The 24743-nt window shown below is 71.7% G+C and carries 26 protein-coding genes; 23 read left to right on the forward strand and 3 right to left on the reverse strand.

The window, feature by feature from the left end; genetic code table 11:
- The first annotated feature begins 66 nt into the window (after positions 1–66).
- The 7 genes from BJ975_RS05820 to ruvB are packed head-to-tail and all read left to right on the forward strand — an operon-like array spanning position 67 to position 4596.
- Positions 67–579: an alternate-type signal peptide domain-containing protein gene (locus BJ975_RS05820; RefSeq protein ID WP_179424240.1), complete on the forward strand. Its 513-nt coding sequence runs from the start codon at positions 67–69 to the stop codon at positions 577–579.
- A 9-nt stretch (positions 580–588) separates the two neighbouring features.
- Entirely contained in the window at positions 589–1182 is a 594-nt protein-coding gene (pdxT, locus tag BJ975_RS05825) for a pyridoxal 5'-phosphate synthase glutaminase subunit PdxT (protein ID WP_179424241.1), read from the forward strand.
- 19 nt (positions 1183–1201) lie between these two features.
- Complete coding sequence (locus BJ975_RS05830; protein ID WP_179424242.1) at positions 1202–1960, forward strand: YebC/PmpR family DNA-binding transcriptional regulator; 759 nt, start codon at positions 1202–1204, stop codon at positions 1958–1960.
- A 24-nt stretch (positions 1961–1984) separates the two neighbouring features.
- Entirely contained in the window at positions 1985–2377 is a 393-nt protein-coding gene (locus BJ975_RS05835; RefSeq protein WP_179424243.1) for a hypothetical protein, read from the forward strand.
- Between the two features lie 58 nt (positions 2378–2435).
- The gene (ruvC, locus tag BJ975_RS05840) at positions 2436–2966 is read left to right on the forward strand and encodes a crossover junction endodeoxyribonuclease RuvC (RefSeq protein ID WP_179424244.1); all 531 of its coding nucleotides are present in this window, start codon (positions 2436–2438) and stop codon (positions 2964–2966) included.
- Complete coding sequence (ruvA, locus tag BJ975_RS05845; RefSeq protein ID WP_179424245.1) at positions 2963–3553, forward strand: Holliday junction branch migration protein RuvA; 591 nt, start codon at positions 2963–2965, stop codon at positions 3551–3553. Before ruvC ends, ruvA begins: the two co-directional genes overlap by 4 nt.
- Positions 3554–3555: 2 nt before the next feature.
- A complete protein-coding gene (ruvB, locus tag BJ975_RS05850) occupies positions 3556–4596 on the forward strand; it encodes a Holliday junction branch migration DNA helicase RuvB (RefSeq protein ID WP_179428047.1) in 1041 nt (346 codons plus the stop codon).
- Between the two features lie 4 nt (positions 4597–4600).
- On the opposite strand, the gene BJ975_RS05855 is transcribed toward ruvB, so the two are convergent.
- Positions 4601–6049 carry a serine/threonine-protein kinase gene (locus BJ975_RS05855; RefSeq protein WP_179424246.1) on the reverse strand — a complete coding sequence of 483 codons (1449 nt, stop codon included), beginning with the start codon at positions 6047–6049 and terminating at the stop codon, positions 4601–4603.
- A 4-nt stretch (positions 6050–6053) separates the two neighbouring features.
- The gene (locus BJ975_RS05860; RefSeq protein WP_179424247.1) at positions 6054–7022 is read right to left on the reverse strand and encodes an FhaA domain-containing protein; all 969 of its coding nucleotides are present in this window, start codon (positions 7020–7022) and stop codon (positions 6054–6056) included.
- Between the two features lie 72 nt (positions 7023–7094).
- On the opposite strand from BJ975_RS05860, the gene BJ975_RS05865 reads away from it, so the two are divergent.
- The 4 genes from BJ975_RS05865 to BJ975_RS05880 all read left to right on the forward strand — a co-directional run bounded on the left by BJ975_RS05865 (position 7095) and on the right by BJ975_RS05880 (position 11077).
- Positions 7095–7814, forward strand: a complete 720-nt coding sequence (locus tag BJ975_RS05865) for a hypothetical protein (protein WP_179424248.1) — start codon at positions 7095–7097, stop codon at positions 7812–7814.
- An 11-nt stretch (positions 7815–7825) separates the two neighbouring features.
- Positions 7826–8098 carry a preprotein translocase subunit YajC gene (gene yajC / locus BJ975_RS05870; RefSeq protein WP_179424249.1) on the forward strand — a complete coding sequence of 91 codons (273 nt, stop codon included), beginning with the start codon at positions 7826–7828 and terminating at the stop codon, positions 8096–8098.
- Positions 8095–8625: an adenine phosphoribosyltransferase gene (locus BJ975_RS05875; RefSeq protein ID WP_179424250.1), complete on the forward strand. Its 531-nt coding sequence runs from the start codon at positions 8095–8097 to the stop codon at positions 8623–8625. The genes yajC and BJ975_RS05875 overlap by 4 nt, the downstream gene beginning before the upstream one ends.
- 127 nt (positions 8626–8752) lie before the next feature.
- Positions 8753–11077, forward strand: coding sequence for a RelA/SpoT family protein (locus tag BJ975_RS05880; protein ID WP_395487554.1), 2325 nt, complete (start codon positions 8753–8755; stop codon positions 11075–11077).
- A 110-nt stretch (positions 11078–11187) separates the two neighbouring features.
- Here the strand turns inward: BJ975_RS05880 and BJ975_RS05885 are convergent, their stop codons facing one another.
- Positions 11188–12411 (reverse strand): DUF349 domain-containing protein, encoded by a 1224-nt coding sequence (locus BJ975_RS05885; protein ID WP_179424251.1) that lies wholly within the window; start codon positions 12409–12411, stop codon positions 11188–11190.
- Positions 12412–12467: 56 nt separating this feature from the next.
- Between BJ975_RS05885 and BJ975_RS05890 the strand changes: the two genes are divergently transcribed.
- The 12 genes from BJ975_RS05890 to BJ975_RS05945 all read left to right on the forward strand — a co-directional run bounded on the left by BJ975_RS05890 (position 12468) and on the right by BJ975_RS05945 (position 24735).
- The gene (locus BJ975_RS05890) at positions 12468–13163 is read left to right on the forward strand and encodes an MBL fold metallo-hydrolase (RefSeq protein ID WP_179424252.1); all 696 of its coding nucleotides are present in this window, start codon (positions 12468–12470) and stop codon (positions 13161–13163) included.
- Positions 13164–13239: 76 nt separating this feature from the next.
- Positions 13240–14562: a histidine--tRNA ligase gene (gene hisS / locus BJ975_RS05895; RefSeq protein ID WP_179424253.1), complete on the forward strand. Its 1323-nt coding sequence runs from the start codon at positions 13240–13242 to the stop codon at positions 14560–14562.
- On the forward strand, positions 14559–16328 hold the full coding sequence (gene aspS / locus BJ975_RS05900) for an aspartate--tRNA ligase (RefSeq protein ID WP_179424254.1): 1770 nt from the start codon (positions 14559–14561) through the stop codon (positions 16326–16328). Before hisS ends, aspS begins: the two co-directional genes overlap by 4 nt.
- A complete protein-coding gene (locus BJ975_RS05905; RefSeq protein ID WP_179424255.1) occupies positions 16325–16819 on the forward strand; it encodes a DinB family protein in 495 nt (164 codons plus the stop codon). Before aspS ends, BJ975_RS05905 begins: the two co-directional genes overlap by 4 nt.
- A gap of 34 nt (positions 16820–16853) precedes the next feature.
- Positions 16854–18215 (forward strand): replication-associated recombination protein A, encoded by a 1362-nt coding sequence (locus BJ975_RS05910; RefSeq protein ID WP_269302368.1) that lies wholly within the window; start codon positions 16854–16856, stop codon positions 18213–18215.
- A 10-nt stretch (positions 18216–18225) separates the two neighbouring features.
- The gene (locus tag BJ975_RS05915; protein ID WP_179424256.1) at positions 18226–18708 is read left to right on the forward strand and encodes a hypothetical protein; all 483 of its coding nucleotides are present in this window, start codon (positions 18226–18228) and stop codon (positions 18706–18708) included.
- Positions 18705–18974 carry a DUF6167 family protein gene (locus BJ975_RS05920; RefSeq protein ID WP_179424257.1) on the forward strand — a complete coding sequence of 90 codons (270 nt, stop codon included), beginning with the start codon at positions 18705–18707 and terminating at the stop codon, positions 18972–18974. Before BJ975_RS05915 ends, BJ975_RS05920 begins: the two co-directional genes overlap by 4 nt.
- The gene (gene alaS, locus BJ975_RS05925) at positions 18974–21631 is read left to right on the forward strand and encodes an alanine--tRNA ligase (RefSeq protein ID WP_179424258.1); all 2658 of its coding nucleotides are present in this window, start codon (positions 18974–18976) and stop codon (positions 21629–21631) included. Before BJ975_RS05920 ends, alaS begins: the two co-directional genes overlap by 1 nt.
- 10 nt (positions 21632–21641) lie before the next feature.
- On the forward strand, positions 21642–22118 hold the full coding sequence (ruvX, locus tag BJ975_RS05930; protein ID WP_179424259.1) for a Holliday junction resolvase RuvX: 477 nt from the start codon (positions 21642–21644) through the stop codon (positions 22116–22118).
- A complete protein-coding gene (mltG, locus tag BJ975_RS05935; protein ID WP_179424260.1) occupies positions 22115–23251 on the forward strand; it encodes an endolytic transglycosylase MltG in 1137 nt (378 codons plus the stop codon). The genes ruvX and mltG overlap by 4 nt, the downstream gene beginning before the upstream one ends.
- 1 nt (position 23252) lies before the next feature.
- A complete protein-coding gene (locus BJ975_RS05940; RefSeq protein ID WP_179424261.1) occupies positions 23253–24056 on the forward strand; it encodes a shikimate dehydrogenase in 804 nt (267 codons plus the stop codon).
- 10 nt (positions 24057–24066) lie between these two features.
- Positions 24067–24735, forward strand: a complete 669-nt coding sequence (locus BJ975_RS05945) for a prepilin peptidase (RefSeq protein ID WP_179424262.1) — start codon at positions 24067–24069, stop codon at positions 24733–24735.
- Positions 24736–24743 lie beyond the last annotated feature (8 nt).

The following is a 24743-nucleotide window of genomic DNA, read 5'->3' on the forward strand; positions in this document are numbered from 1 at the left end:
ACGACTCCAAGAGCGCGGGTCGGACGACACGAGGACGTCGTTCCCGTTCCCCACGGGGAGGAGCTCATGAAGACCTGGACCAAGGGCGCGGTCGCCGGGGCCTCGGCGCTCGTGCTGCTCGGCGGCGCGGCGTCGCTCGCGTACTGGAACGGTTCCGGATCCGTCGCCGGCGGCAGCATCTCAGCAGGCCGACTCACGCTGACGGAGTCCACGCCCGGCGCCTGGACGCTCAACGGCACTCCGCTCGCCGACGTCTCGGCCGTGCGTGCCGTTCCGGGTGACACCTTGCTGTTCACCGGCTCGTGGACGATATCGGCGACCGGCGACGACCTCGAGGCGACCGTCGATGTCACGGGCCTCGAGGGTCAGGGCGGCCTGGCCGACGACGTCTCGATCACGGATACGTACACGGTGGACGGGACGCCTCTGGCGGGCCAGATCACGGACGACCACGACGGCGACGTTCTCGCCGCGGAGGTCGTGGTCGACTTCCCGTTCGGCACGGGCTTCGGCAACACGTCACAGGGCCATGTACTCGACCTGACCGACGTCAGGGTCGCCGTCGCCCAGGGTGACTAGACTTCCGGGGTGACTTCCATCGGTGTGTTCGCCCTCCAGGGCGACGTCCGCGAGCACCTGCACGCGCTGCAGCGGCTGGGCGTGGACGCGTTCACGGTCCGTCGCCCGGCCGAGCTCGAGCGGTGCGACGGGCTCATCGTGCCCGGCGGGGAGTCCACCACGATGTACAAGCTGGCGCGCACGTTCGACCTGCTCGAGCCGCTGCGCCGGCGCGTGAAGGACGGCATGCCCACCTTCGGCACCTGTGCCGGGATGATCATGCTCGCCGAGCGGATCCATGACGGTGCGGCGGGGCAGGAGACCGTCGGCGGTCTCGACGTCACCGTGCGTCGCAACGCGTTCGGCCGTCAGGTCGACTCGTTCGAGACCGACCTGCAGATGGCGGGCGTCGCCGACCCGGTGCACGCCGTGTTCATCCGCGCCCCCTGGGTCGAGGAGGTCGGGCCCGGCGTCGAGGTGCTTGCCGCGGTCCCCTCGGGCGAGGCCGCCGGTAGGATCGTGGCGGTGCGGCAGGGGCCGCTCATGGCGACGTCCTTCCACCCCGAGGTCGGGGACGACGACCGTGTGCACGGACTCTTCGTCGATCTCGTGAAGCAGAGCTAGGACTACGCAAAGGAACGACATGTCGGGCCACTCCAAATGGGCAACCACCAAGCACAAGAAGGCCGCGATCGATGCGAAGCGCGGCAAGCTGTTCGCCAAGCTGATCAAGAACATCGAGGTCGCGGCGCGCACGGGTGGACCCGACCCTGACGGCAACCCCACGCTCTACGACGCGATCCAGAAGGCCAAGAAGCAGTCGGTCCCCAACGACAACATCGACCGCGCCGTCAAGCGCGGCGGGGGAGCCGACGGCGGCGGCGCCGACTACACCACGATCATGTACGAGGGCTACGGCCCCAGCGGCGTCGCGTTCCTCATCGAGTGCCTCACCGACAACAAGAACCGGGCCGCCATGGAGGTCCGCACCGCGATGACCCGCAACGGCGGCACGATGGCCGACCCGGGCTCGGTGTCCTACATGTTCGGCCGCAAGGGCGTCATCATCGTCCCCGCCGAGCAGGAGGGCGGTGCCACCAACGAGGACGACGTCCTGATGGCGGTGCTCGACGCGGGCGCCGAGGAGGTCAACGACCTCGGTGGCAGCTTCGAGGTGCTGTGCGACCCCAGCGACCTCGTCACGGTCCGCACGGCACTGCAGGAGGCCGGCCTGGACTACGACTCGGCCGACGCCTCGTTCGTGCCCAGCGTGACCGTCGAGGTCGATGCCGAGGGGGCGGCCAAGGTCGTCAAGCTGATCGACGCGCTCGAGGACTCCGACGACGTGCAGAACGTGTTCGCCAACTTCGACGCGCCCGACGAGGTCATGGCCGAGCTCTGAGCCGGCCTCGGCCATGATGTGGCCATGGACCGACGCGTGCGCACCCCCGACGGCGTCGGGTGGACCGTCCGTGTCGGTCGTCCCGCGCTGCGCGGACACGAGGGCGACCTCGTCGTCGGCGGCACGCCGACCGGTGGCGGCTTCGGCCCGCTGCTCGTCGTGGCGGGGCTCGTCCTGCTCGGCGTCCTGACGCCGGTCCTGCTGAAGTCGGATCGCGGCTGGGTGCTCGCGCTCGTCCCCGTGCTGCTCGTCGCCGGCTGGCTGTTGCTCGCGCGGTATCCCGTCGAGCTGCGCCGCGACGGCTCCGAGCGGCCGCTGCACCGCACGCTCGTGGCGGGACGGCTGAACGCGCGCCGCGTCGCCGGAGAGCTGGCCGAGGAGATCGAGCGCACCCCGGACGACCAGCTGACGGGCTGAGCCCGGCGCGCGGCGTGCCTCCGCGAGGCCGTCGCCGCCACCGCCTACAGTGTCGAACATGCGTTCCCTTCGTGTGCTCGGAGTCGACCCCGGCCTCACTCGGTGCGGCGTGGGCGTCGTCGAGGGGATGGTGGGCCGCCCGCTCGACCTGGTCGACGTCGGCGTCGTGCGCACCCCGGCCGACCTCGACCTCGCGAAGCGGCTGCTGCGTCTCGAGCGCGCGCTCGACGACCTCGTCGTCCGGCTGCGGCCCGACGTCGTCGCGGTCGAGCGCGTCTTCAGCCAGCAGAACGTCCGCTCGGTGATGGGCACGGCCCAGGCCAGCGGCATCGCGATGCTCGTCGCGGCGCGCCACGGCATCCCCGTCCAGCTGCACACCCCGTCGGAGGTCAAGGCCGCCGTCACCGGCAGCGGCCGGGCCGACAAGGCCCAGGTCACCGCGATGGTCACCCGGCTGCTGCGCCTCGACGCGCCGCCGAAGCCCGCCGATGCCGCCGACGCGCTCGCGCTCGCGATCTGCCACCTGTGGCGCGGCTCGGCGCAGAACCGCCTGGCCGCGGCCGTCGCCGCCGCGGGAGGCACCCGGTGATCGCGCATCTGCGGGGCTCCGTGGCCACCGTCTCGCTCAACTCCGCCGTCCTCGACCTGCAGGGCGTCGGCTACCACGTGATGTGCACGCCCTCCACGATCGCCGACCTGCGGATCGGGCAGGAGGCCACGCTGTGGACCTCGATGGTCGTCCGCGAGGACTCGATGACCCTCTACGGCTTCGCCGACGCCGAGGAGCGCGACATGTTCGAGCTCGTCCAGACCGCCAGCGGCGTCGGCCCCAAGGTCGCCCAGGCGATGCTCGCGGTGCTGCCACCCGAGCGCCTGCGCAGCGCGATCGCGTCGGCCGACCACGCCACGCTCACCAAGGTCCCGGGCATCGGTCGCAAGGGGGCCGAGCGCATCGTCGTCGAGCTCAAGGACCGCGTCGGCGCCGTCGCCGCGTCGGCCGCCGCGCCCGCCCGTGCGGGGTGGCGCGACCAGGTGCACGAGGCCCTCGTCGGTCTCGGCTGGTCGGCCAAGGACGCCGACGCCGCGATCGACCGCGTGGCCGACGGCGTCGGCGACGACCCCGACGTCTCCACCGTCCTGCGCGACGCCCTGCGATCGATGGACCGGCGCCGATGAGCATGGACGAGTACGACGACTTCGAGTCGATCGTGGCCGAAGCCGCCGGACCGCAGGACACCGCGTTCGAGCAGGCGCTGCGGCCCCGCACGCTGGACGAGCTGATCGGCCAGGAGCGCGTCCGCGAGCAGCTGGCCCTCGTGCTGGACGCCGCCGTCGCGCGCGAGCGCACCCCCGACCACGTGCTGCTGTCGGGTCCTCCCGGACTCGGCAAGACCACGATCGCGATGATCATCGCGCACCAGCTCTCCGCCCCGCTGCGGCTCACCAGCGGCCCCGCCATCCAGCACGCCGGCGACCTCGCGGCGATCCTCTCGGGCATCAACGAGGGCGACGTGCTCTTCATCGACGAGATCCACCGCATGTCGCGCCCCGCCGAGGAGCTGCTCTACATGGCGATGGAGGACTTCCGGGTCGACGTCGTCGTGGGCAAGGGTCCGGGCGCCACGGCGATCCCGCTGCAGATCCCGCCGTTCACCGTCGTCGGCGCCACCACCCGCGCCGGCCTGCTGCCGGGCCCGCTGCGCGACCGCTTCGGCTTCACCGCCCAGCTCGACTACTACGAGCCCGCCGACCTCGACCGCATCGTGCGCCGCTCGGCCGATCTGCTCGACCTGGGCATCAGCGCCGAGGCCTCGGCCGAGATCGGCTCGCGCTCGCGCGGCACCCCGCGCATCGCGAACCGGCTGCTGCGCCGCGTGCGCGACTACGCCGAGGTCCGCGCCGACGGCTCGGTCGACCACGCCATCGCGCGGGCCGCGCTCGACCTGTACGAGGTCGACGACCTCGGCCTCGACCGGCTCGACCGGGCCGTGCTCGACGTCCTGTGCCGCAGCTTCGGCGGGGGACCGGTGGGCATCGCCACGCTCGCCGTGGCGGTGTCGGAGGAGCGCGAGACGGTCGAGGAGCTGGCCGAGCCGTTCCTCGTCCGGCTGGGCTTCCTGGCCCGCACGCCACGCGGCCGCATCGCCACCGCGGCGGCCTGGCGGCACCTCGGCCTCACCCCGCCGGCCGTGCCCGACACGCTCGACTTCGACGGGTGAGAACTCAGAGCAGGCTCGGGTAGGCCGCGAACAGCGCGGCGGCGAGGGCCGCGGCGCCGAGGCGCAGCACGAAGGCCAGCAACCCCGTCATCCCGAAGCGCAGGCGGGCCAGCGCCCGCCACGTCAGCACCAGGGTCGCGAGCGGCATGAGGATCCAGGCGACGTCGGCCCACGAGCCGTACAGGTCGGGCGTCGACAGGCCGTACGCGCGGGCGCCCGCCATGACCCCGGCCGCGTACCACGGGAAGGCGAGTACCGCGGATCCACGGATGGCGGCTCCCAGGGCGATGCCCAGCGCTCGGCGCGGCGCGTCCGCGAGGAGCCGGAAGTACGCCCTCCGTCCGATCGCGACGAACGCGACGGCGAGGACGACCGCCGCCCACCACCATGCGGACGCGGTGGAATCGTCCATGACGGGCGGGCGGTGATCGACGGCGGGCGACAGCGACGTGCTCGCCCACACGAGTGTCGGGACGAGTGCGACGACGCCGGCGCTGAGCGCGAGGGTCGCGAGCGTACGAGCCGTGCGCGTGGTCCAGGCGAGACCGGGCTCGCTCGGCGCCGGGGCCGACTCGGGCGTCAAGCGGGACGACGGGACGACGGCGGTGACCGTCGGACCCGCCTGGGCGGCCCCGATCGACTCGAAGGGGGCGAGCGCCGCGGCGAAGTCGGCGGCGCTCGCGTAGCGACGGTCGGGATCGATCGCCATGGCACGGTGCAGGACGTCCACGAGCCCTGCGGGGATCGCCGGATCGACCTCGCGCGGATCCGGCCGGTCGGCCGAGCGGTGCGCCATCAGCTGCACCGCCGGCGGGCCGGGGAACGGCGTGCGGCCGGTCAAGGTCTCGAACAGCAGGCACGCGACGGAGTACACGTCACTGCGCCGGTCGACCCGGCCCTCGTACTGCTCGGGGGACATGTAGTGCGGAGTGCCGGCGATCGTGGCCGTCAGGTCGGAGGCCGCGCGGGAGATGCCGAAGTCGACGAGGCGCACGTCGCCTGCCGCCGTCAGCAGGACGTTGGCGGGCTTGATGTCCAGGTGCAGGATGTCCGCCCGATGGCAGGCGTCGAGAGCGGCCAGCACGTGCCGGACGAGTCGCACGGACTCGATGCTCGGTCCGTGGTCGGTGAGCAGCTGCTTCACGCTCGTGCCGTCGACGAGCTCCATCACGAGGTGCGGCGACTCCTCGCCGTCGCCGTCGGGCAGCATCACCAGGTCGTGGATCGTGACGACGTACGGGTGACTCACGCGGGCGAGGGCGTTGACCTCCCGCCGGATGCGGTGCATCGCCCGCGGGTCGTCGGTCAGGACGTGCGCGAACCGCTTCACGGCCACGTCCCGGCGCAGCTGGTGGTCGTGCGCGCGGTAGACGACGCCGTGACTGCCCGCGCCGATCCGCTCGAGCATCTCGAAGCGGGGTGCCCGGTCGAGGGCACCGACGGTCACGACCATGGGCTCATTGTCCCCCGAGCAGCGGCACGGTCCCGAACGCGTCGGCGCGCACGGTGAGTCGGACGCCGGCGAGCTCGATCGTGGAGCCGGGCCCGAAGGGCTGCCACGCGTCGTTCGACAGGCGCTCGCCGTCGACCACCGTCCCGTTCGTGCTGCCCAGGTCCCGGATCTCCCAGCCGCCGCCGCGGTGGCGCACGGCGGCATGGCGACCCGAGACCTCCGGGGCGGTGAGCCGTACGGGGGACTGGTCGCCCCGACCCAGCACGACGATCGACCCCTTCTCCACGTGGGCGGATCCGTCGGGCCCCACCAGCTCGATCCCGGACCGGCCGACGGCCACGGTGGCAGGCTCGCGAGTCTGGTCGATCTGGGCCGCGGTCCAGGTGGCGGTGATCGGACCGGTGTCGTCCGTGGCGAGCGACACCGACCGCGGGCTCGCGACCCGCGCCCAGGCGGCCGCCCGTTGGGCGTCGGTGCCGGTCGGGGCCGACGCGACCGGCTCGGGAGCGGTGGGGCGGCCGACCCCGCGCGCCGGCGGGATCCAGCCGGGACGGAGGACCGGGTCGATCTCGATGGCCACCTGCACGTCCGTGGGCACCTTCCACTGGTTGCGGGCGGCGTGCTTGAGGTACAGCTGGACGGCATCGCGCTCGAGCCCCGAGAGCTCGCCTTCGGGAGCGAGGCGCTCGGCGTCCTCCGGGGAGATCCGCACGACGAGGCGCGGGTGGGCGTGCCGCTCGCCGCTGGGCATGACGACGTGCTGACTCGTCACGGCGCGGGCGAACCGGCGCCGCAGGGCGCCGGGCGTCGCGGTCGGCAGCGACGTGAGACGGGCGGCCGCCTCGACGGCCGTCGACCGGATCGAGACCGTGCCGAACACCGAGCGGGCGACCAGCAGCGCCACGACCACGACGCCGAGGAACACCGCGAGCACGACTAGATTGGATCCGAGGGTCGTCAGCGAGTCGATCATGACGCCAGCGTGCGGCCCCCGGATCGGTGGTGTCGAGCCGCCGTGGAACACGTTCCGCGCGAGGGGACTCACATGCGCATCGCCTGGTCGACCGACGCCGGCCCGTCCGGCACGGCCGAGCTCGAGCCGGGGCAGCGGTGCGTCGTCGCCCGCCGGATGGACCTGCCCACGGACCGGCTGGTCGCGGCCACGGAGATCGACGGATCGTGCTTCGTCTTCGTGCGGCTGCCGTACGTCAGCGACCCGGCCCTCGTGCTCACGGCCTCGGCGGACCGCCCGGCGCTCTACCGAGGCCAGCGCGCGAACGGCGCGATCGTCGAGGTCAGGACCGGCACCGGCGAGATCACCGTCCCCGCGGCCGGCCAGCACCTGTCGTTGCCGCACACACGCACCGAGGTGTCGTTGCGCTTCCCGGACCTGGTCATGACGCTCGACATCGAGACACCGCAGCAGGCGCCGACGGAGGGCTCCGGGACGGTGCAGCTGGGCGTCGCCGCGCTGGAGGGCGATGACGGGTGGCTCGTCGGAGCGCTCGCCGTGGCGCTCTCGCCGCCACACGGTGTGGTCGCCCACGGGGACCTGAAGACGGCGTTCGCGACGTGGCGTGGCATCCCCGAGCCGAGTGACGGCGCCTTCGACCGCAACGTCCTGCGCCCGGCGCTGGCGCGGCGCTCGATCGACCTCCCCGGGCCGCGGCTGAACAAGATCGTCTACCTCGTCGAGCGGTGTCGCGCGACGACCGAGTTCCCTCCCCGGATACTCGACGAGATCCGCGCGGGGCTCGACCCCTAGAATCGATCGGGATGAGTCCCGCTGACCTGATTCCCCTCCTCCTTCTTGCCGTCGTCTTCTTCCTGCTGATCATCCGGCCGATGCGTGCGCGCCAGAAGCAGTACACCGAGCTGCGCCAGATGCAGGACGCCCTCCAGCCGGGCGCCCGCGTCATGATCAGCAGCGGCATCCACGGCACCGTGCAGAGCCTCGCCGACGAGACGATCGACCTCGAGGTCGCGCCCGGCGTCGTCATCACCGTCGCCCGCGCCGCGGTCGCCGAAGTGATCGACCCCCAGGCATGAGCGACTTCCCCGAGGTCGCCGCGCGCCTCGTGCGCGCCATCGAGGACTGGCCCGAGGCCGGCGTCACGTTCCGTGACATCACCCCGTTGCTCGCCGCCCCCGAGGGCCTGCGCGCCACCGTCGACGCCCTCGTCGACGCCGCGCGCGCATTCGGCCCGCTCGACGTCGTCGCCGGCGTCGAGGCCCGTGGGTTCCTGCTCGCGCCGCTGATCGCCGAGGCGCTCGGCATCGGCCTCGTGCCGGTCCGCAAGGCCGGCAAGCTGCCGGCGCGGACCCTCGCGGAGAACTACTCCCTCGAGTACGGCGAGGCGGTCGTGGAGATCCACGCCGACGCCGTCACCGAGGGTGCCCGCGTCCTCCTCGTCGACGACGTCCTCGCCACGGGCGGCACGCTGGCCGCCTCCCGGCGCCTGTTCGAGCGCGCCGGCGCCGAGGTCGCCGGCGGGCTCGTCCTCATCGAGCTGCCCGCCCTGGGCGGCCGCGACGCCCTCGGCGACCTCGCCCTGACCGCACTCCTGGAGTACTGATGAGCCAGAACACCGTCCGCATCGTCGCCATCATCGCGATCGCCGCGCTCGTGCTCGGCGTGTTCGCGTCGGTGATCTCCGGCGCGCTCTGACCGGGCCTCCGTAGGATGGACTGAAGGAGGCACGCGTGGCTGAGCGGACCGAGGGATCCTCGACGAAGCCGGCCGAGTCCAGGACACCTGACTCGGCGCGGACGTCCTCGCGCGTGCGCAGCCGCCTCGCGCGGATCGGCGGCCGGTCCACCGGCGCCGGCAACCCGGTGCTCGACCCGCTCATCAAGGTCTACCGCGACACGCATCCCAAGGGCGACGTCACCGCGATCCAGAAGGCCTACGAGGTCGCCGCTGCGATGCACGAGGGTCAGAAGCGCAAGAGCGGCGACCCGTACATCACGCACCCGCTGGCCGTCGCCACGATCCTGGCCGAGCTCGGCATGACCGCGCCCACCCTGTGCGCCGCGCTGCTCCACGACACGGTCGAGGACACCTCGTACACGATCGAGCAGCTGCGCAAGGACTTCGGCGACGAGGTCGTGCACCTGGTCGACGGCGTCACGAAGCTCGACAAGGTCAAGTACGGCGATTCGGCCCAGTCCGAGACGATCCGCAAGATGGTCGTCGCGATGGCGCGCGACATCCGCGTGCTGGTCATCAAGCTCGCCGACCGCCTGCACAACATGCGCACCCTGCGCTACCTGCGCCAGGACAAGCAGGAGCGCATCGCCCGCGAGACGATCGAGATCTTCGCGCCCCTGGCCCACCGCCTGGGCATGAACACGATCAAGTGGGAGCTCGAGGACCTGTCGTTCGCGACCCTGCACCCCAAGGTCTACGACGAGATCGTGCGCCTGGTCGCCGAGCGCGCGCCGTCCCGCGAGGCGTTCCTGGAGCGCGTGATCCGCGACGTGAACTCCGACCTCGGGCACGCCAAGATCAAGGCGAAGATCACGGGCCGGCCGAAGCACTACTTCTCGATCTACCAGAAGATGCTCGTGCGGGGCCGCGACTTCTCCGACATCTTCGACCTCGTGGGCGTGCGCATCCTCGTCGACGACGTGGCCGACTGCTACGCCGTGCTCGGCGTCCTGCACGCGCGCTGGAACCCGATCCCGGGCCGCTTCAAGGACTACATCAGCGTCCCGAAGTTCAACATGTACCAGTCGCTGCACACCACCGTGATCGGCCCGCAGGGCAAGCCGGTCGAGCTGCAGATCCGCACGTACGCCATGCACCGTCGCGCCGAGTTCGGCGTCGCGGCGCACTGGAAGTACAAGGAGGAGTCGCTGGCGGCGGTCGGCGGCAAGGCGTCCAAGGGCGCCCCCGGCGGCAACGAGATGGTGTGGCTGCGCGAGCTCGTCGACTGGCAGTCCGAGACCGAGGACTCGAGCGACTTCCTGGACTCACTGCGCTTCGAGATGCAGAACGCCGGCGTCTACGCGTACACGCCGCGAGGCGATCTCATCCAGCTGCCCGCCGGGGCCACGCCCGTGGACTTCGCGTACGGCGTGCACACCGAGGTCGGTCACACGTGCGTCGGCGCCCGGGTCAACGGCCGCCTCGTCTCGTTGGAGTCCAAGCTCGAGAGCGGCGACGTCGTCGAGATCTTCACGTCGAAGTCGCCCACGGCCGGACCGAGCCGCGACTGGCTCGACTTCGTCAAGAGTCCCCGCGCCCGCAACAAGATCCGCCAGTGGTTCACGAAGGAGCGCCGCGAGGAGGCCATCGACCACGGCAAGGACCTCATCGCGAAGCAGATGCGCAAGGAGGGCCTCCCGATGCATCGCCTGTTCCGGCAGGCGAACCTCGACACGGTGGCCAAGGAGATGGGCCACGCCGACATCGCCGCGCTGTACGCGGCGGTGGGGGAGAGCAACGTCGGCGCGCAGAACGTCGTCGACCGCGTCATCGACCTCGCCGGCGGCCGTGAGGGCGCCGAGGAGGAGGCGGCCGAGGCCACGGCGATGCCGTTGCGCACGAGCCGCTCGGTCACGTCGGTCCGCGGCGACGCGGGCGTCGAGGTCGTGGGCGTGTCGGGCGACGTCATGGTCAAGCTGGCGCGCTGCTGCACTCCAGTGCCCGGTGACGCCATCCAGGGCTTCGTCACGCGCGGCTCCGGCATCTCGGTGCACCGCACCGACTGCGTGAACTTCACCGAGCTGGCCCACCAGACGGAGCGCGTCGTGGACGTGCGCTGGATCGCGAACGCGAAGACGACGTTCCTGGTGGCGATGCAGGTCGAGGGCCTCGACCGCCCGCACCTGCTGTCCGACATCACCAAGGTGATCTCCGACCAGCACGTCAACATCCTGTCGGCCACCCTCAGCACCGGGCGCGACCGCGTCGCGAAGAGCCGCTTCACCTTCGAGATGGCCGACGCCAAGCACCTCGGCGCCGTCCTCAAGGCCGTCGGCAACGTCCCCGGCGTCTTCGACGCCTACCGCGTCACCCAGTAGCCCGCGCCTCCGGCGCGCGAGATGTGTAGCGCTGTCCACCCTTTTACCGGCAGAACCGGCTGAAAAGGGTGGACAGCGCTACAGATCTGGAGCCCGAAGGGCTCGGAGCCTCAGCTGAAGTCGGAGGCGGTGCGGCGGGCGATGTCGAGGAAGGCCTGGCGGGACTCGAGGTTCTCGCGGAGCTTCGCGACCTTCTTCGTGTCGCCGGCGGCCTCGGCCTTGGCGATGTCGGCCTCGATGCCGGCGATGGCGTCCTCGAGCTTGGTGATCATGTCGTCCGCGCGGGCCGACTTCTCGGGGTCGGTGCGCTTCCACTCCTGGTCACCGGCGTCGCGGATCGCCTTCTCGACGGCGCGGATGCGACCCTCGAGCTCCTTGATCTGGTCGCGCGGGACCTTGCCCGCGGCCTCCCAGCGGTCGGCGATGTCGTGCCAGGCGCGACGCGTGGCCTCGAGGTCCTTGATCGGCAGCAGCGCCTCGGCCTCGACGAGGATCTCGCGCTTGACCGCGGCGTTCTCGGCGAACTCGGACTCCTGCGCGGCGTTCGCGGCCTCGCGAGCCTGGAAGAAGACGTCCTGGGCGGCGCGGAAGCGCTTCCACAGCTTGTCCTCGACGTTGCGCGGCGCGGAGCCGGCGGCCTTCCAGCGCTGCATGAGGTCGCGGTAGGCGCCGGAGGTCGGCCCCCACTCGGTGGAGCCGGAGAGCGCCTCGGCCTCCTCGATCAGCTTCTCCTTGATCTTCTTGGCCTCGTCGCGGCGGACGCTCTGCTCGCCGAAGTGGGCCTTGCGCTTCTTCGTGTACGCGGTGCGGGCGCTGGAGAAGCGGTGCCACAGCTCGTCGTCGGCGGCCTTGCTGAGCCGGGGGAGCGCCTTCCACTCGTCGAGCAGCGCGCGCAGCCGGTCGGCGCCGTTGCGCCAGTCCTGGCCGGCGCCGATCTTCTCGGCCTCGGCGACGATGCGCGTCTTGGCCTCGGTGGCCTCGGCGGTGCGCTGCTCGCGCTCGGCCTTGCGCTTGGCCCGCAGCTCGCCCAGGGCCGGCTCGAGCTTGTCGAGGCGCGCGGACAGCGACGCGAGGTCGCCGATCGCCTGCGCGTCGACGAGCTGCTCGCGGATGGTCGCGATCGCCTTCGTGGCGTCGTCGGGCGAGACGGTGCCGGCCTCGATCCGCTTCTCCAGCAGATCGACCTCGGTCTCGAGGTTGTCGAAGCGTCGCGTGTAGAACGCGAGCGCCTCGTCGGCGTCGCCGCCGGTCACCCATTGTCCGATCAGACGCTCGCCGTCGCCCTCTTTGACGTAGACGTTGCCGTCCGCGTCGACGCGGCCCCAGTCACTCATGGCGGTCAGTCTAGGAGGTTCGCGGCGCTGGGTCCTCCTCGCGTACCCTGACAGGCGTGCTTCTCACCGCCTTCCCCGCCGGACCGCTGCAGGCGAACTGCTATTTCGTCGCCTCCGGACCCGGCCAGCCGTGCGCGATCGTCGACCCCGGGATGCAGTCCTTCGAGGGCGTCCGCGCCGTCGTCGCCGAGCACGACCTGACCCCGGCGGCCGTGCTGGTCACCCACGGCCACTTCGACCACATGTGGGACGCCGCGCAGGTCGCCGACGCCTACGGCTGCCCGCTGTGGATCCACCCGGCCGACCGGCACCTGCTCGCCGACCCGATGGCCGCGATCTCGAACGAGTCGGCGGCGATGCTGCGCCAGCAGCTCGGCGAGATCGACGAGTCCCAGTTCTCCGAGCCCGCCGACATCCGCGACGCAGTCGACGGCGCCACGATCGAGGTCGGCGACCTGACGCTCACGGTCGACCACTGCCCGGGCCACACGCCGGGCACGGTCGCGTACCGCGTCGACTACACGGGCCCCGAGCCCGTCTCGCAGATCATGTTCTCCGGCGACTTCCTGTTCTACGGCTCGATCGGCCGCACCGACCTGGTCGGCGGCGTGCACGCCGAGATGCTGCGCAGCCTGCAGTCCAAGGTGCTGACGCTGCCCGACGACGTTGTCGTCCTGCCGGGCCACGGCCAGCAGACCTCGATCGGCCGCGAGAAGGCCACGAACCCGTTCCTCGCGGAGCTGACGGCATGATCGAGCGCCAGCGAGATCCATTCAGGCACCTCATGTCGGCGCGTCCGTACCGTGCTTCTTCGACGGAGGTGTCGTCATGAGCAGACTGAGCGGCTTCCCGGAGTTCCTGCCGGCGGAGCGGAACGTCGAGCTCGTCGTGCTCGACCACCTCGCGCGCGTCTTCGAGCTGCACGGGTTCGGCAACATCGAGACCCGCGCCGTCGAGCCGCTCGAGACGCTGCTGCGCAAGGGCGAGATCGACAAGGAGGTCTACGCCGTCCGCCGCCTGCACGCCGACGAGTCCGAGGCCTCCGAGCTGGCCCTGCACTTCGACCTCACCGTGCCGTTCGCGCGCTACGTCGTGGAGAACGCCGGCCACCTGCAGTTCCCGTTCCGCCGCTACCAGATCCAGAAGGTCTGGCGCGGCGAGCGCCCGCAGGCCGGCCGCTTCCGTGAGTTCACGCAGGCCGACATCGACATCGTCGGCGACGGCACGCTGCCGTTCCACTTCGACGTCGAGGTCGCCCGCGTCATGGCGGAGGCGCTCGCGGGGCTGCCCATCCCGGGCCTGTCGCTGACACTGCAGGTCAGCAACCGCAAGGTCCTCGAGGGCTTCTACCTGGGTCTGGGCATCGCCGAGCCCACGGCCGTCATGCAGGTGATCGACAAGCTCGACAAGCTGCCGGCCGAGCGCATCGCCGAGCTGCTGACCGAGCAGGGCCTCACGCCCGATCAGGCCGAGGCGTGCCTGGCGCTGGCCGAGATCGTCACCACCGACACGTCGTTCGTGCAGCGCGTGCGCGACCTCGGCGTCGAGCACCCGATGCTCGACGAGGGGCTCACCGAGCTCGAGGCCGTGGTCGCGGGCTGCGCCACCGTCGAGGGCGTCACCGTCACGGCCGACCTGCGCATCGCGCGCGGCCTCGACTACTACACCGGCACCGTGTTCGAGACCCGCGTGGCCGAGCACCCGGCGCTGGGCTCGATCTGCTCGGGCGGCCGCTACGACCAGCTGGCCAGCGACGGCAAGCGCACGTACCCCGGCGTCGGCCTGTCGATCGGCGTCTCGCGCCTGCTGTCCACGCTCACGACGAGCGGCATCACGTCCTCGCGCTCGGTGCCGTCGGCGGTCCTCGTGGCCGTCAACGACGAGGACTCCCGACCCGGCAGCGATGCGATCGCGCAGCGCCTGCGCGCCCGCGGCATCGCGTGCGAGGTGGCCCCGGCCGCCCAGAAGTTCGGCAAGCAGATCCGCTTCGCCGAGCGCCGCGGCATCCCGTTCGTCTGGTTCGTCACCGAGGATGGCGACCAGGTGAAGGACATCCGAACCGGTGAGCAGGTGTCGGCCGATCCCGACGCCTGGACGCCCCCCGAGACCGACCTGCGACCGCAGGTGACCCACAAGGAGACGACAGCGTGATCCGCACCCATGACGCCGGAACCCTGACGGCCGCGAACATCGGCGAGAGCGTCACGCTCGCCGGGTGGGTCGCCCGTCGCCGCGACCACGGCGGCGTCGCCTTCATCGACCTGCGCGAGGCCAGTGGCGTCGCCCAGGTCGTCGTCCGCGAGGACGTCGCCCACCAGCTGCGCAGCGAGTTCTGCCTCAAGGTCACCGGCACGGTCCAGCGCCGTCCCGAGGGCAACGAGAACCCCGCGATCGCCACGGGCGAGATCGAGGTCATCGCCGACGACGTCGAGATCCTGTCGCGCTCCGAGCCGCTGCCGTTCCCGATCGACGAGCACGTGGAAGTGGGCGAGGAGGCGCGGCTCAAGCATCGCTACCTCGACCTGCGCCGGCCCGCCCCGGCCCACGCGATGCGGCTGCGCTCGAAGGTCAACACGGCCGCCCGCGCCGTGCTGGAGCGCCACGACTTCGTCGAGGTCGAGACGCCCACGCTGACCCGCTCCACACCCGAGGGCGCGCGCGACTTCCTCGTTCCGGCGCGCCTGCGTCCCGGCTCCTGGTACGCGCTGCCCCAGAGCCCCCAGCTGTTCAAGCAGCTGCTCATGGTGGGCGGGCTCGAGCGGTACTACCAGATCGCGCGCTGCTACCGCGACGAGGACTTCCGCGCCGACCGCCAGCCCGAGTTCACCCAGCTGGACATCGAGATGAGCTTCGTCGACCCCGACGACGTCATGGCGCTGGCCGAGGAGATCTACGTCGCGCTGTGGAAGCTGATCGACGTCGACCTGCCGACGCCGTTCCCGCGGATCACGTACGCCGACGCGATGAGCAAGTACGGCTCGGACAAGCCCGACCTGCGCTTCAACCTCGAGCTCGTCGAGCTGACCGACTACTTCAAGGACACGCCGTTCCGCGTCTTCCAGGCGCCGTACGTCGGCGCGGTCGTGCACCCGGGCGGCGCCTCGCAGGCCCGCCGCACGCTCGACGGCTGGCAGGAGTGGGCCAAGCAGCGCGGCGCCCGCGGGCTCGCCTACGTGCTGGTCCAGGAGGACGGCACGCTCGGCGGACCGGTGGCCAAGAACCTGTCCGAGACCGAGCGCGAGGGCCTCGTCGAGGCCGTCGGTGCGAAGCCCGGCGACGCGGTCTACTTCTCGGCAGGCCCGGTCAAGAGCTCGCGCCAGCTGCTCGGTGCCGCGCGCATCGAGATCGCGAAGCGCGAGAACCTCATCGACGAGTCGGCGTGGGCCTTCGCGTTCGTCGTCGACTGGCCGATGTTCGAGGCCGTCAGCGAGCTCGACTCCGGCGACGTCGCCGTCGGTGGCGGCGAGTGGACCGCGGTGCACCACGCGTTCACCGCGCCCCAGGACCCGGAGACACTGGCCACGCCGGGCGACTCGCTCGCGCAGGCCTACGACATCGTCTGCAACGGCAACGAGGTCGGCGGCGGCTCGATCCGCATCCACCGCGAGGACGTCCAGAAGCGCGTCTTCGAGATCATGGGCATCGGCGCCGAGGAGGCCCAGGAGAAGTTCGGCTTCCTGCTGGAGGCGTTCAAGTACGGCGCCCCGCCGCACGGCGGCATCGCGTTCGGCTGGGACCGCACGGTCGCGCTGCTCGCCGGGGCCGACTCGATCCGTGAGGTCATCGCGTTCCCGAAGTCCGGCGGCGGCTACGACCCGCTGACCGCGGCGCCCGCGCCGATCACGCCCGAGCAGCGTGCCGAGGCCGGTGTCGACGCCGAGCCCGAGGCGGACGACGAGAACGCCGACGAGGCGTGAGCTCCGTCGGCGAGAAGGCCACCTACGTCGAGTACCTGGCCCAGTACCGCCAGACGCTGCTGCGCAAGTGCGAGGACCTCTCGCCCGAGCAGCTCGCGCTGCGCAGCGTGCCGCCCAGCACGCTGTCGCTGCTCGGCCTCGTCCGTCACATGGCGTACGTCGAGCACACCTGGTTCGTGCGCGTCGGTCAGCAGTCGTCGGAGGCACCGCTGTTCCTGAAGGAGCAGGACAGCGACGCGGACTTCAACGACGCGGTCGGCACGCAGGAGTGCGTCGACGAGGCCTTCGCCGCGCTGCGCACCCAGGTGGAGCGGGCCGAGCAGTGGCTCGATGGCATCGACGAGGCCGACTTCGGCCGCGAGCTGCCCCATCACCGCTCCGGCACGGTCGAGATCCGCGACCTGCTGGTCCACATGATCGAGGAGTACGCGCGCCACTGCGGTCACGCCGACCTGCTGCGCGAGTGCATCGACGGTCGCACGGGAGAGTAGGCGCCACGCGGGAGTGACGCCGTAGGCTCGTGGGGTGACCGACGGACTCTTCGACCTTCCCGAGGCGCCCGACACGAGCCGGCGCGACTCCAGCGGCACGCTCGCCGGCAACGCCCACTCCAGCGCGCCGCTCGCGGTGCGGATGCGGCCGCAGTCGCTGGACGAGCTGGTGGGCCAGCAGCACCTTCTCGCGCCGGGCTCGCCGCTGCGCCGGATGATCGAGGGCAGCGCTCCGCTGACCGTGCTGCTGTGGGGGCCTCCCGGCACCGGCAAGACCACGCTCGCCAGCCTCATCAGCCACCAGACCGATCGACGCTTCGTGGAGGTCTCGGCGGTCAGCGCCGGCGTGAAGGAGGTCCGCGAGGTCATCGCGGGCGCCCGTCAGGCGCTGTCGCGCGGCAAGGAGACCGTCCTCTTCGTCGACGAGGTCCACCGCTTCAGCAAGGCCCAGCAGGACGCGCTGCTTCCCGGGGTCGAGAACCGCTGGGTCAGCCTCGTCGCGGCCACCACCGAGAACCCGCACTTCAGCGTCATCTCGCCGCTGCTGAGCCGCTCGCTGCTGCTCACCCTCCAGCCGCTGACCGACGACGACATCACGGTGCTGGTGGACCGCGCGATCGAGGACGAGCGCGGCTACGGCGGCGCGATCTCGATCAGCCAGGAGGCGCGGGAGCACCTCGTACGGCTGGCCGGCGGCGACGGCCGCCGCGTGCTGACCTACCTCGAGGCCGCGGCCGGTGCCGCCGCCGACCAGGGCCACGAGGAGATCACCCTCGACGACGCCGCGCTCGCGGTGGACAAGGCCGCCGTCCGCTACGACCGCCAGGGCGACCAGCACTACGACGTGACGAGCGCATTCATCAAGTCGATCCGCGGCTCCGACGTGGACGCCGCGCTGCACTACCTGGCGCGGATGATCGAGGCGGGGGAGGACCCGCGGTTCATCGCCCGCCGCCTGATGATCCATGCCAGCGAGGACATCGGCATGGCCGACCCCACCGCGCTGCCGCTGGCCACCGCGACGGCGCAGGCGGTCGCGATGATCGGCTTCCCCGAGGCCCGCATCCCGCTCGCGCAGGCCGTGATCCACCTGGCCACGGCGCCGAAGTCGAACTCGGTCATCCGCGCGATCGACGCGGCGATGGCCGACGTGCGGGCCGGCAAGGTGGGCGCCGTCCCGCCCGCACTGCGCGACGCGCACTACTCCGGCGCCAAGAAGCTGGGCCACGGGCACGACTACGTCTACGCCCACGACGACCCGCGCGGCGTCGTGTCGCAGCAGTACGCGCCCGACGACGTCGACGGCTCCGACTACTACCGGCCGGGGCCCCACGGCGCGGAAGGAGCGATCGCGGAGCGGCTCGCCCGAATCCGCGCGATCGTCCGAGACCGGTAACCTCGTTCCCATGTCCGTGCAGCTCGCGATGCTCGTCGCCACCGCCGTCCTGGCGGTCGTCGCGGTGGCCGCGGCCGTGGTCGCGGTGCGCGCGCTGCGCCAGGCGAAGGCGCTGGCCGACCGAGAGCCGGCGAGCGTGGGCGAGCCGGTGAGCACGGTGCTCGAGCCGGTCCTGGTGACCGAGCCCAAGGGCGAGGGCGAGCGCGAGCCGGAGCTCGAGGTCGTGCGCGTCGTCGAGGGCCGCGTGATCGTGCAGCCCACCCACGACCAGGTCGTGTCGGCGTCGATGACGCGTCCTGCCGTCCGGCTGAACATCGTCGCGGCGGGCGTCGCGCACGCGCTGCGTCCCGAGAGCCGCGACCGGATCCTGGGCCTCATGCGCCGTGAGTACCGCGCCCGGAAGCGAGCTCGTCAGCGGGCCGCCCGTGCGGCGGCCCGCGCCACCAACGGACCGCCCCCACCGCCCGGCGGCCGGGGCTGGGTGGGCTCATGAGCGCCCGCCTCGCCTGGTTCGTCGCCGGCGCCGCGGCGGGCGTCTACTCCAGCGTCAAGGCCAAGCGGGCGGCCTACCGGCTGTCCATGCCCGGCCTGATCGACCAGGCGGCCGCGCTCGGCTCCGGCGTCCGTGCCTTCCGTGCCGAGATGGCCGAGGGCATGTCCGCCCAGGAGCAGCACCTGCGCCAGCACCTGCTCGACCACGAACCCCGGCTCGCCCTGACCGAGCCCACCGAACCCTCCGAACCTAAGGACCCCCACTGATGGAGACCGCTGAGATCCGGCGCCGATTCCTGAACCACTTCGAGAACGCCGGCCACACGGTCGTGCCCTCGGCGCCGCTGCTGTTCGACGACCCGAACCTGCTGTTCGTCAACGCCGGCATGGTGCCGTTCAAGCCGTACTTCCTCGGCCAGGAGACGCCGCCGTTCGACCGCGCCACGAGCGTGCAGAAGTGCGTGCGCACCCTCGACATCGAGGAGGTCGGCAAGACCACCCGCCACGGCACGTTCTTCCAGATGAACGGCAACTTCAGCTTCGGCGACTACTTCAAGGAAGGCGCCATCACGCTCGCGTGGGAGCTGATCACGAAGTCGGTCGACGACGGGGGCCTGGGCTTCGACCCGGAGAAGATCTGGGTCACGGTCCTGCACACCGACACCGAGGCGCGCGAGATCTGGAAGAGGGTCGCGGGCCTGCCCGACGAGCGCATCCAGAACCGCGGCCTGCTGGACAACTACTGGCACATGGGCGTCGAGGGACCGGGCGGCCCCTGCTCGGAGATCTACGTCGACCGCGGCCCCGAGTACGGCCCCGACGGCGGCCCCGAGGCCGACGAGGACCGCTTCCTGGAGATCTGGAACCTGGTCTTCATGCAGGAGGAGATCACCAACGTCACCGCGAAGGACCAGTTCGACGTCCTCCAGCCGCTGCCGAAGCAGAACATCGACACCGGCATGGGGCTGGAGCGCGTCGCGTACCTGCTGCAGGGCAAGGAGAACCTCTACGAGATCGACGAGGTCTTCCCGGTCATCGAGCGTGCCTCCGAGCTCACGGGCCGCACGTACGGCGCCGACCACACCGACGACGTGCGCTTCCGTGTGGTCGCCGACCACGTCCGCAGCAGCCTCATGCTGATCGGCGACGGCGTCACGCCCGGCAACGAGAGCCGCGGCTACGTGCTGCGCCGGCTCCTGCGCCGCGCGGTCCGCTCGATGCGCCTGCTCGGCTACGAGGACCCCGCGCTGCCCCAACTGCTCCCGGTGAGCATGGAGCGGATGAAGGCCTCCTACCCCGAGCTGGAGACCGACTTCGCGCGCATCAGCCAGATCGCGTACGCCGAGGAGGAGGCGTTCCGCCAGACCCTCGGCAAGGGCACGCAGATCTTCGACGTCGCCGCGGGCGAGACGAAGAGGTCCGGCGGCACGGTGCTGGGCGGCCAGCAGGCGTTCCAGCTGCACGACACGTACGGCTTCCCGATCGACCTGACCCTGGAGATGGCCGAGGAGCAGGGCCTCTCGGTCGACCAGGAGGGCTTCCGCTCGCTCATGGCCGAGCAGAAGGCGCGCGCGAAGGCGGACGCGAAGTCCAAGAAGGGCCTGCACGCCGACACCACGGTCTACCGCGAGACGATCGACGCGTTCGGCCCCACCGACTGGGTCGCGTACACGAACCTCATCACCGAGTCGAAGGTGCTGGCGCTGCTGTCCGGCGGCCAGTCGGTGCCGGTGCTGTCCGAGGGCCAGGTCGGCGAGGTCGTGCTCGACCGCACCGGCTTCTACGCCGAGTCCGGTGGCCAGAACGCCGACGCCGGCGTGCTGCGCTGGGACGGCGGCCGGGCCGAGGTGCTCGACGTCCAGCGCCCGATCCGTGGCCTCGTCGTGCACCAGGTGCGCGTGGTCGAGGGCGAGCTGACCACGGGCTTCGAACTGTCGGCCGAGGTCGACCACGAGTGGCGCGTGGGCGCCCGCCAGGCGCACTCGGGCACGCACGTCGTGCACGCGGCGCTGCGCGAGGTGCTCGGCCCCACGGCCCTGCAGTCCGGCTCGTACAACCGGCCGGGCTACCTGCGCCTCGACTTCGGCTGGGGCAGCGCGCTCGATCCCGAGCAGTTCCACCAGGTCGAGCAGGTCTCCAACCGGGCGCTGCGCGAGGACCTGCAGGTCTCGCAGCACTGGATGACGCTGCCCGAGGCGAAGGAGTTCGGCGCGCTCGCGCTGTTCGGTGAGACGTACGGCGAGGAGGTCCGCGTCATCGAGATCGGCGGCCCCTGGTCGCGCGAGCTCTGCGGCGGCACGCATGTCGAGCGCTCCAGCCAGATCGGCACCGTCGTGCTGACCTCGGACACCTCGGTGGGTGCCGGCAACCGCCGCATCGAGGCGCTCACCGGCATCGAGGGCTTCCAGTACCTCGCCCGCGAGCGCGACCTCGTGCTGCAGCTGACCGACGTGCTGAAGGCCAAGCCCGAGGACCTGCCGCACCGCGTGCAGGACCTCGTCTCGCGCCTGAAGGGCACCGAGAAGGAGCTCGAGAAGATCCGCACCGCGCAGCTCCAGGGCGCGGCGGGCGACGTGGCCAAGGCCGCCGAGGACATCGACGGCGTCGCGTTCGTCGGCCACCGTGCCGAGGGCGTCGGCGGCGGCGACGTGCGTCAGCTGGCGCTGGACATCCGTGGCCGCATCACGGATCGTCCCGCGGTCGTCGTGGTGATCGGCACGGCCGGTGACAAGCCGTCCGCCGTCGTCGCGCTCAACCCCGCGGCGATCGACCGCGGCCTGTCGGCGCAGCAGCTCATCGCGACGGTGGGCGAGCGGATCGGCGGTCGCGGTGGCGGCAAGGCCGACGTCGCCCAGGGCGGCGGCACCGACCTGGCCGGCATCGATCCCGCGTTCGCGGCCGTCCGGGACGCCCTGCGCGGATGATCGGGCACCGATGACCTGGCGCAGGGGCCGCCGGCTCGGCGTCGACGTCGGCGACGCCCGGATCGGGGTCGCGTCGTGCGACCCCGACGGGCTGATCGCCACGCCGATCGAGACGGTGCCCGCCGGACCGGCGGCGATCGGCCGTCTCGTCGCCCTCGCCGACGAGTACGAGGCGCTCGAGGTCGTCGTCGGGCTGCCTCTGGGCCTGTCCGGTCGCGAGGGGCCCGCCGCGGTCAAGGTGCGGGCCTTCGCGGCGGCACTCGCCACCGCGCTTCCGCGGGTTTCGGTACGGTTGATCGATGAACGACTCTCGACGGTGGCGGGCCAGGCCCAGCTGCACGCGAGTGGACGCACGACGAAATCGTCACGATCGGTCATCGACCAGGCAGCAGCCGTGGTGATTCTGCAGTCGGCCATCGACGCCGAGAAGATGCGCGGAACCGCGCCCGGCGAGCTGGTCGTGACGACGGAAGGAAACGACGCATGAGCGAGAGTGACGGCGGTCTGGAGATCCTGACCGGCGAGGAGGAGCCGAGACGCGCGCGTCCCGGCTCGCGTCGCAGGGAGGAGCCCCCGAAGAAGAAGTCGGGGATCAAGAACGTGATCGCCCTGCTCGCGGTCATCGCCATCCTCATCGGCGGGTACGTCGTCGTCACCAACGTCATGGACCGCATGGGCGGCGCCGAGGACTACTCGGGCCAGGGCACCGGCACGGCCGAGGTCACGATCCCGTCCGGCGCGAACGGCGTCCAGATCGCCCGCCTGCTCGCCGAGCAGGACGTCGTGAAGTCGTCCGAGGCGTTCTACCAGCTCAGCCTCACCGACGCGCGCGCCCAGAAGATCCAGCCGGGCACCTACACGCTGCGCCAGCAGATGTCGGCCGAGGCCGCGCTGACCGCGCTCGTCGACCCGTCGGCGCGCGTCCAGGCCAAGTTCACCGTGCCCGAGGGCGCCCGCGTGGGCCAGATCGTCGAGATCATCTCGAAGAACACCGAGCTGGAGGCCAAGGACCTCGAGGCGGCGCTCGACGACCCGTCGACGATCGGCCTGCCCGACTACGCGAACGGCAACCCCGAGGGCTACCTCTACCCCGAGACGTACTTCGTCGAGCCGGGCGACGACGCGAAGGCCGTGCTGACGCGCATGGTCCAGCAGACGCTCAAGGTCGCGAAGGACCTCGACATCGGCTCGCGCGCGCCCGCGCTCGGCCTCAACGGCGAAGAGGTCCTGACCGTCGCCAGCATCCTGGAGTACGAGGGCCAGAAGCCCGAGGACTACGCCAAGATCGCGCGCGTGCTCTACAACCGCATCGACCAGGGCATGCCCCTGCAGCTCGACTCCACCGTCTCGTACGTGAGCGAGCGCAAGGGCGACGTCTGGACCACGGCCGAGGAGCGCGCCAACCCGTCGCTCTACAACACGTACCAGCACGCGGGCCTGCCCCCGGGCCCGATCGGCTCGCCCGGCCAGGCCTCGATCGAGGCGGCGCTGAACCCGGCGGACGGCGACTGGCTGTACTTCTTCGCCAAGAAGGACGGCTCGGTCGTCTACAACCAGGACTTCGGCAAGCACACCTCGGACTGCCAGGCCGAGTACGGCGCCGGTTCGTGCGGCGGCTGACATGAGGTGTGCCGTCCTCGGCTCGCCGATCGCGCACTCCCTGTCACCGGCGATGCACCGCGCGGCCTACCGGGTGCTCGGCCTCGACTGGAGCTACGGCGCGTTCGACGTGCAGGAGGGTGAGCTCACCGAGTTCGTCTCGGAGCACCGTGACGGCTGGCGGGGCTACTCCGTCACCGCACCGCTCAAGCGCGAGGCCGCCGCGCTCGCGGCGCGCCGCGACGCCGTCGTCGAGGCGCTCGGCGTGGCGAACACGCTCGTGGCGGTCGACGGTGGCTGGGCCGCGTCGAACACCGACGTGCCCGGGGCGGCCAACGCCCTCCGCGAGGTCGGTGTCGGGTCGCTCGCGTCCGTGCGCATCGTCGGCGCGGGCGCGACGGCCGCCTCGGTCGCGCTCTCGTGCTCCCGGCTGGGAGCGCGCGAGGTCGAGCTGCGCGTTCGCGACACCGCGCGCGCCGCGGCCACGGCGAGCGTGATCGAGTCGCTGGGACTCGCGGTGTCGGTCGTGCCGCTGCACGTCGACGTGCTCGAGTCGGTCGACCTGTTGGTCTCCACGGTGCCCGGCGACGCCCTCGCGGGTCGCGAGCACGCGTTCATCGGCTCGGCCGCCGCGGTGTTCGACGTCGTCTACGACCCGTGGCCCACGGGCCTCATGCGCTCGGCCCAGGCCGAGGGCCTCCCGCTCGCCACCGGACTCGACCTGCTGGCTCACCAGGCGGTGCTCCAGGTCGACCTCATGACCGGGCGCACGGTCGAGCCGGGCGTCCTGGTGACGGCGGCCATGGAGGCGCTCGCCAGCCGTTAGGGTGCACCTCGTGCCCCTTCCCGTCGCCTCGGTCGTCGCGATCCTGCTGGCCGGACTGCTGGCCGCGCTCTCGCCCCGGATGCTGGCCCGGCTGCCCGAGCCGACCGGGGAGCCGGAGCCGGACATGCCGCCGAAGATCCCGTACGCCGAGCTCGCCGGCGCGCGCTGGCTCGGCCTGTGGCTCGCGCTGCCCGCGATGGTCCTCGCCGGGGTCGCCGCCGCGACGATCAGCGAGCCCGCGCTGCTGCCCGTGTGGGTGCCCATCGCCGCCGCGACGCCCGTGCTGGCGTGGGTGGACTGGAAGGTCCACCTCCTGCCGTACCTGATCGTCGCGCCGCTGTACGTCGTCACGTGGCTCCTGACCGGCCTCGGGGCGTTGCTGATGCGCGACGCCTCGGTGCTGCTGGGGGCGCTCATCGGCAACGTGCTGGTGTTCGGCTTCTACTTCGTCCTCGCCCTGATCGGGCCGATGGGCTACGGCGACGTGCGGCTGTCGGCGGTGGTGGGCGTGGGCCTCGGTCCGCTGGGTCTCGTGGCCACGTACTACGGCGTGTTCTTCGGTCTGTGCATCGGCGCCGTCGTCGGGCTGGTGCTCGTCCGCGGACGCCTCGGCCGGAACATCCCGATCGCGTTCGGTCCGTACCTGCTGCTCGGTGCGTTCGCCGCGGTGTGGGTCTGAGAGAATCG

The organism is Aeromicrobium tamlense (assembly GCF_013408555.1).
GTDB lineage: Bacteria > Actinomycetota > Actinomycetes > Propionibacteriales > Nocardioidaceae > Aeromicrobium > Aeromicrobium tamlense.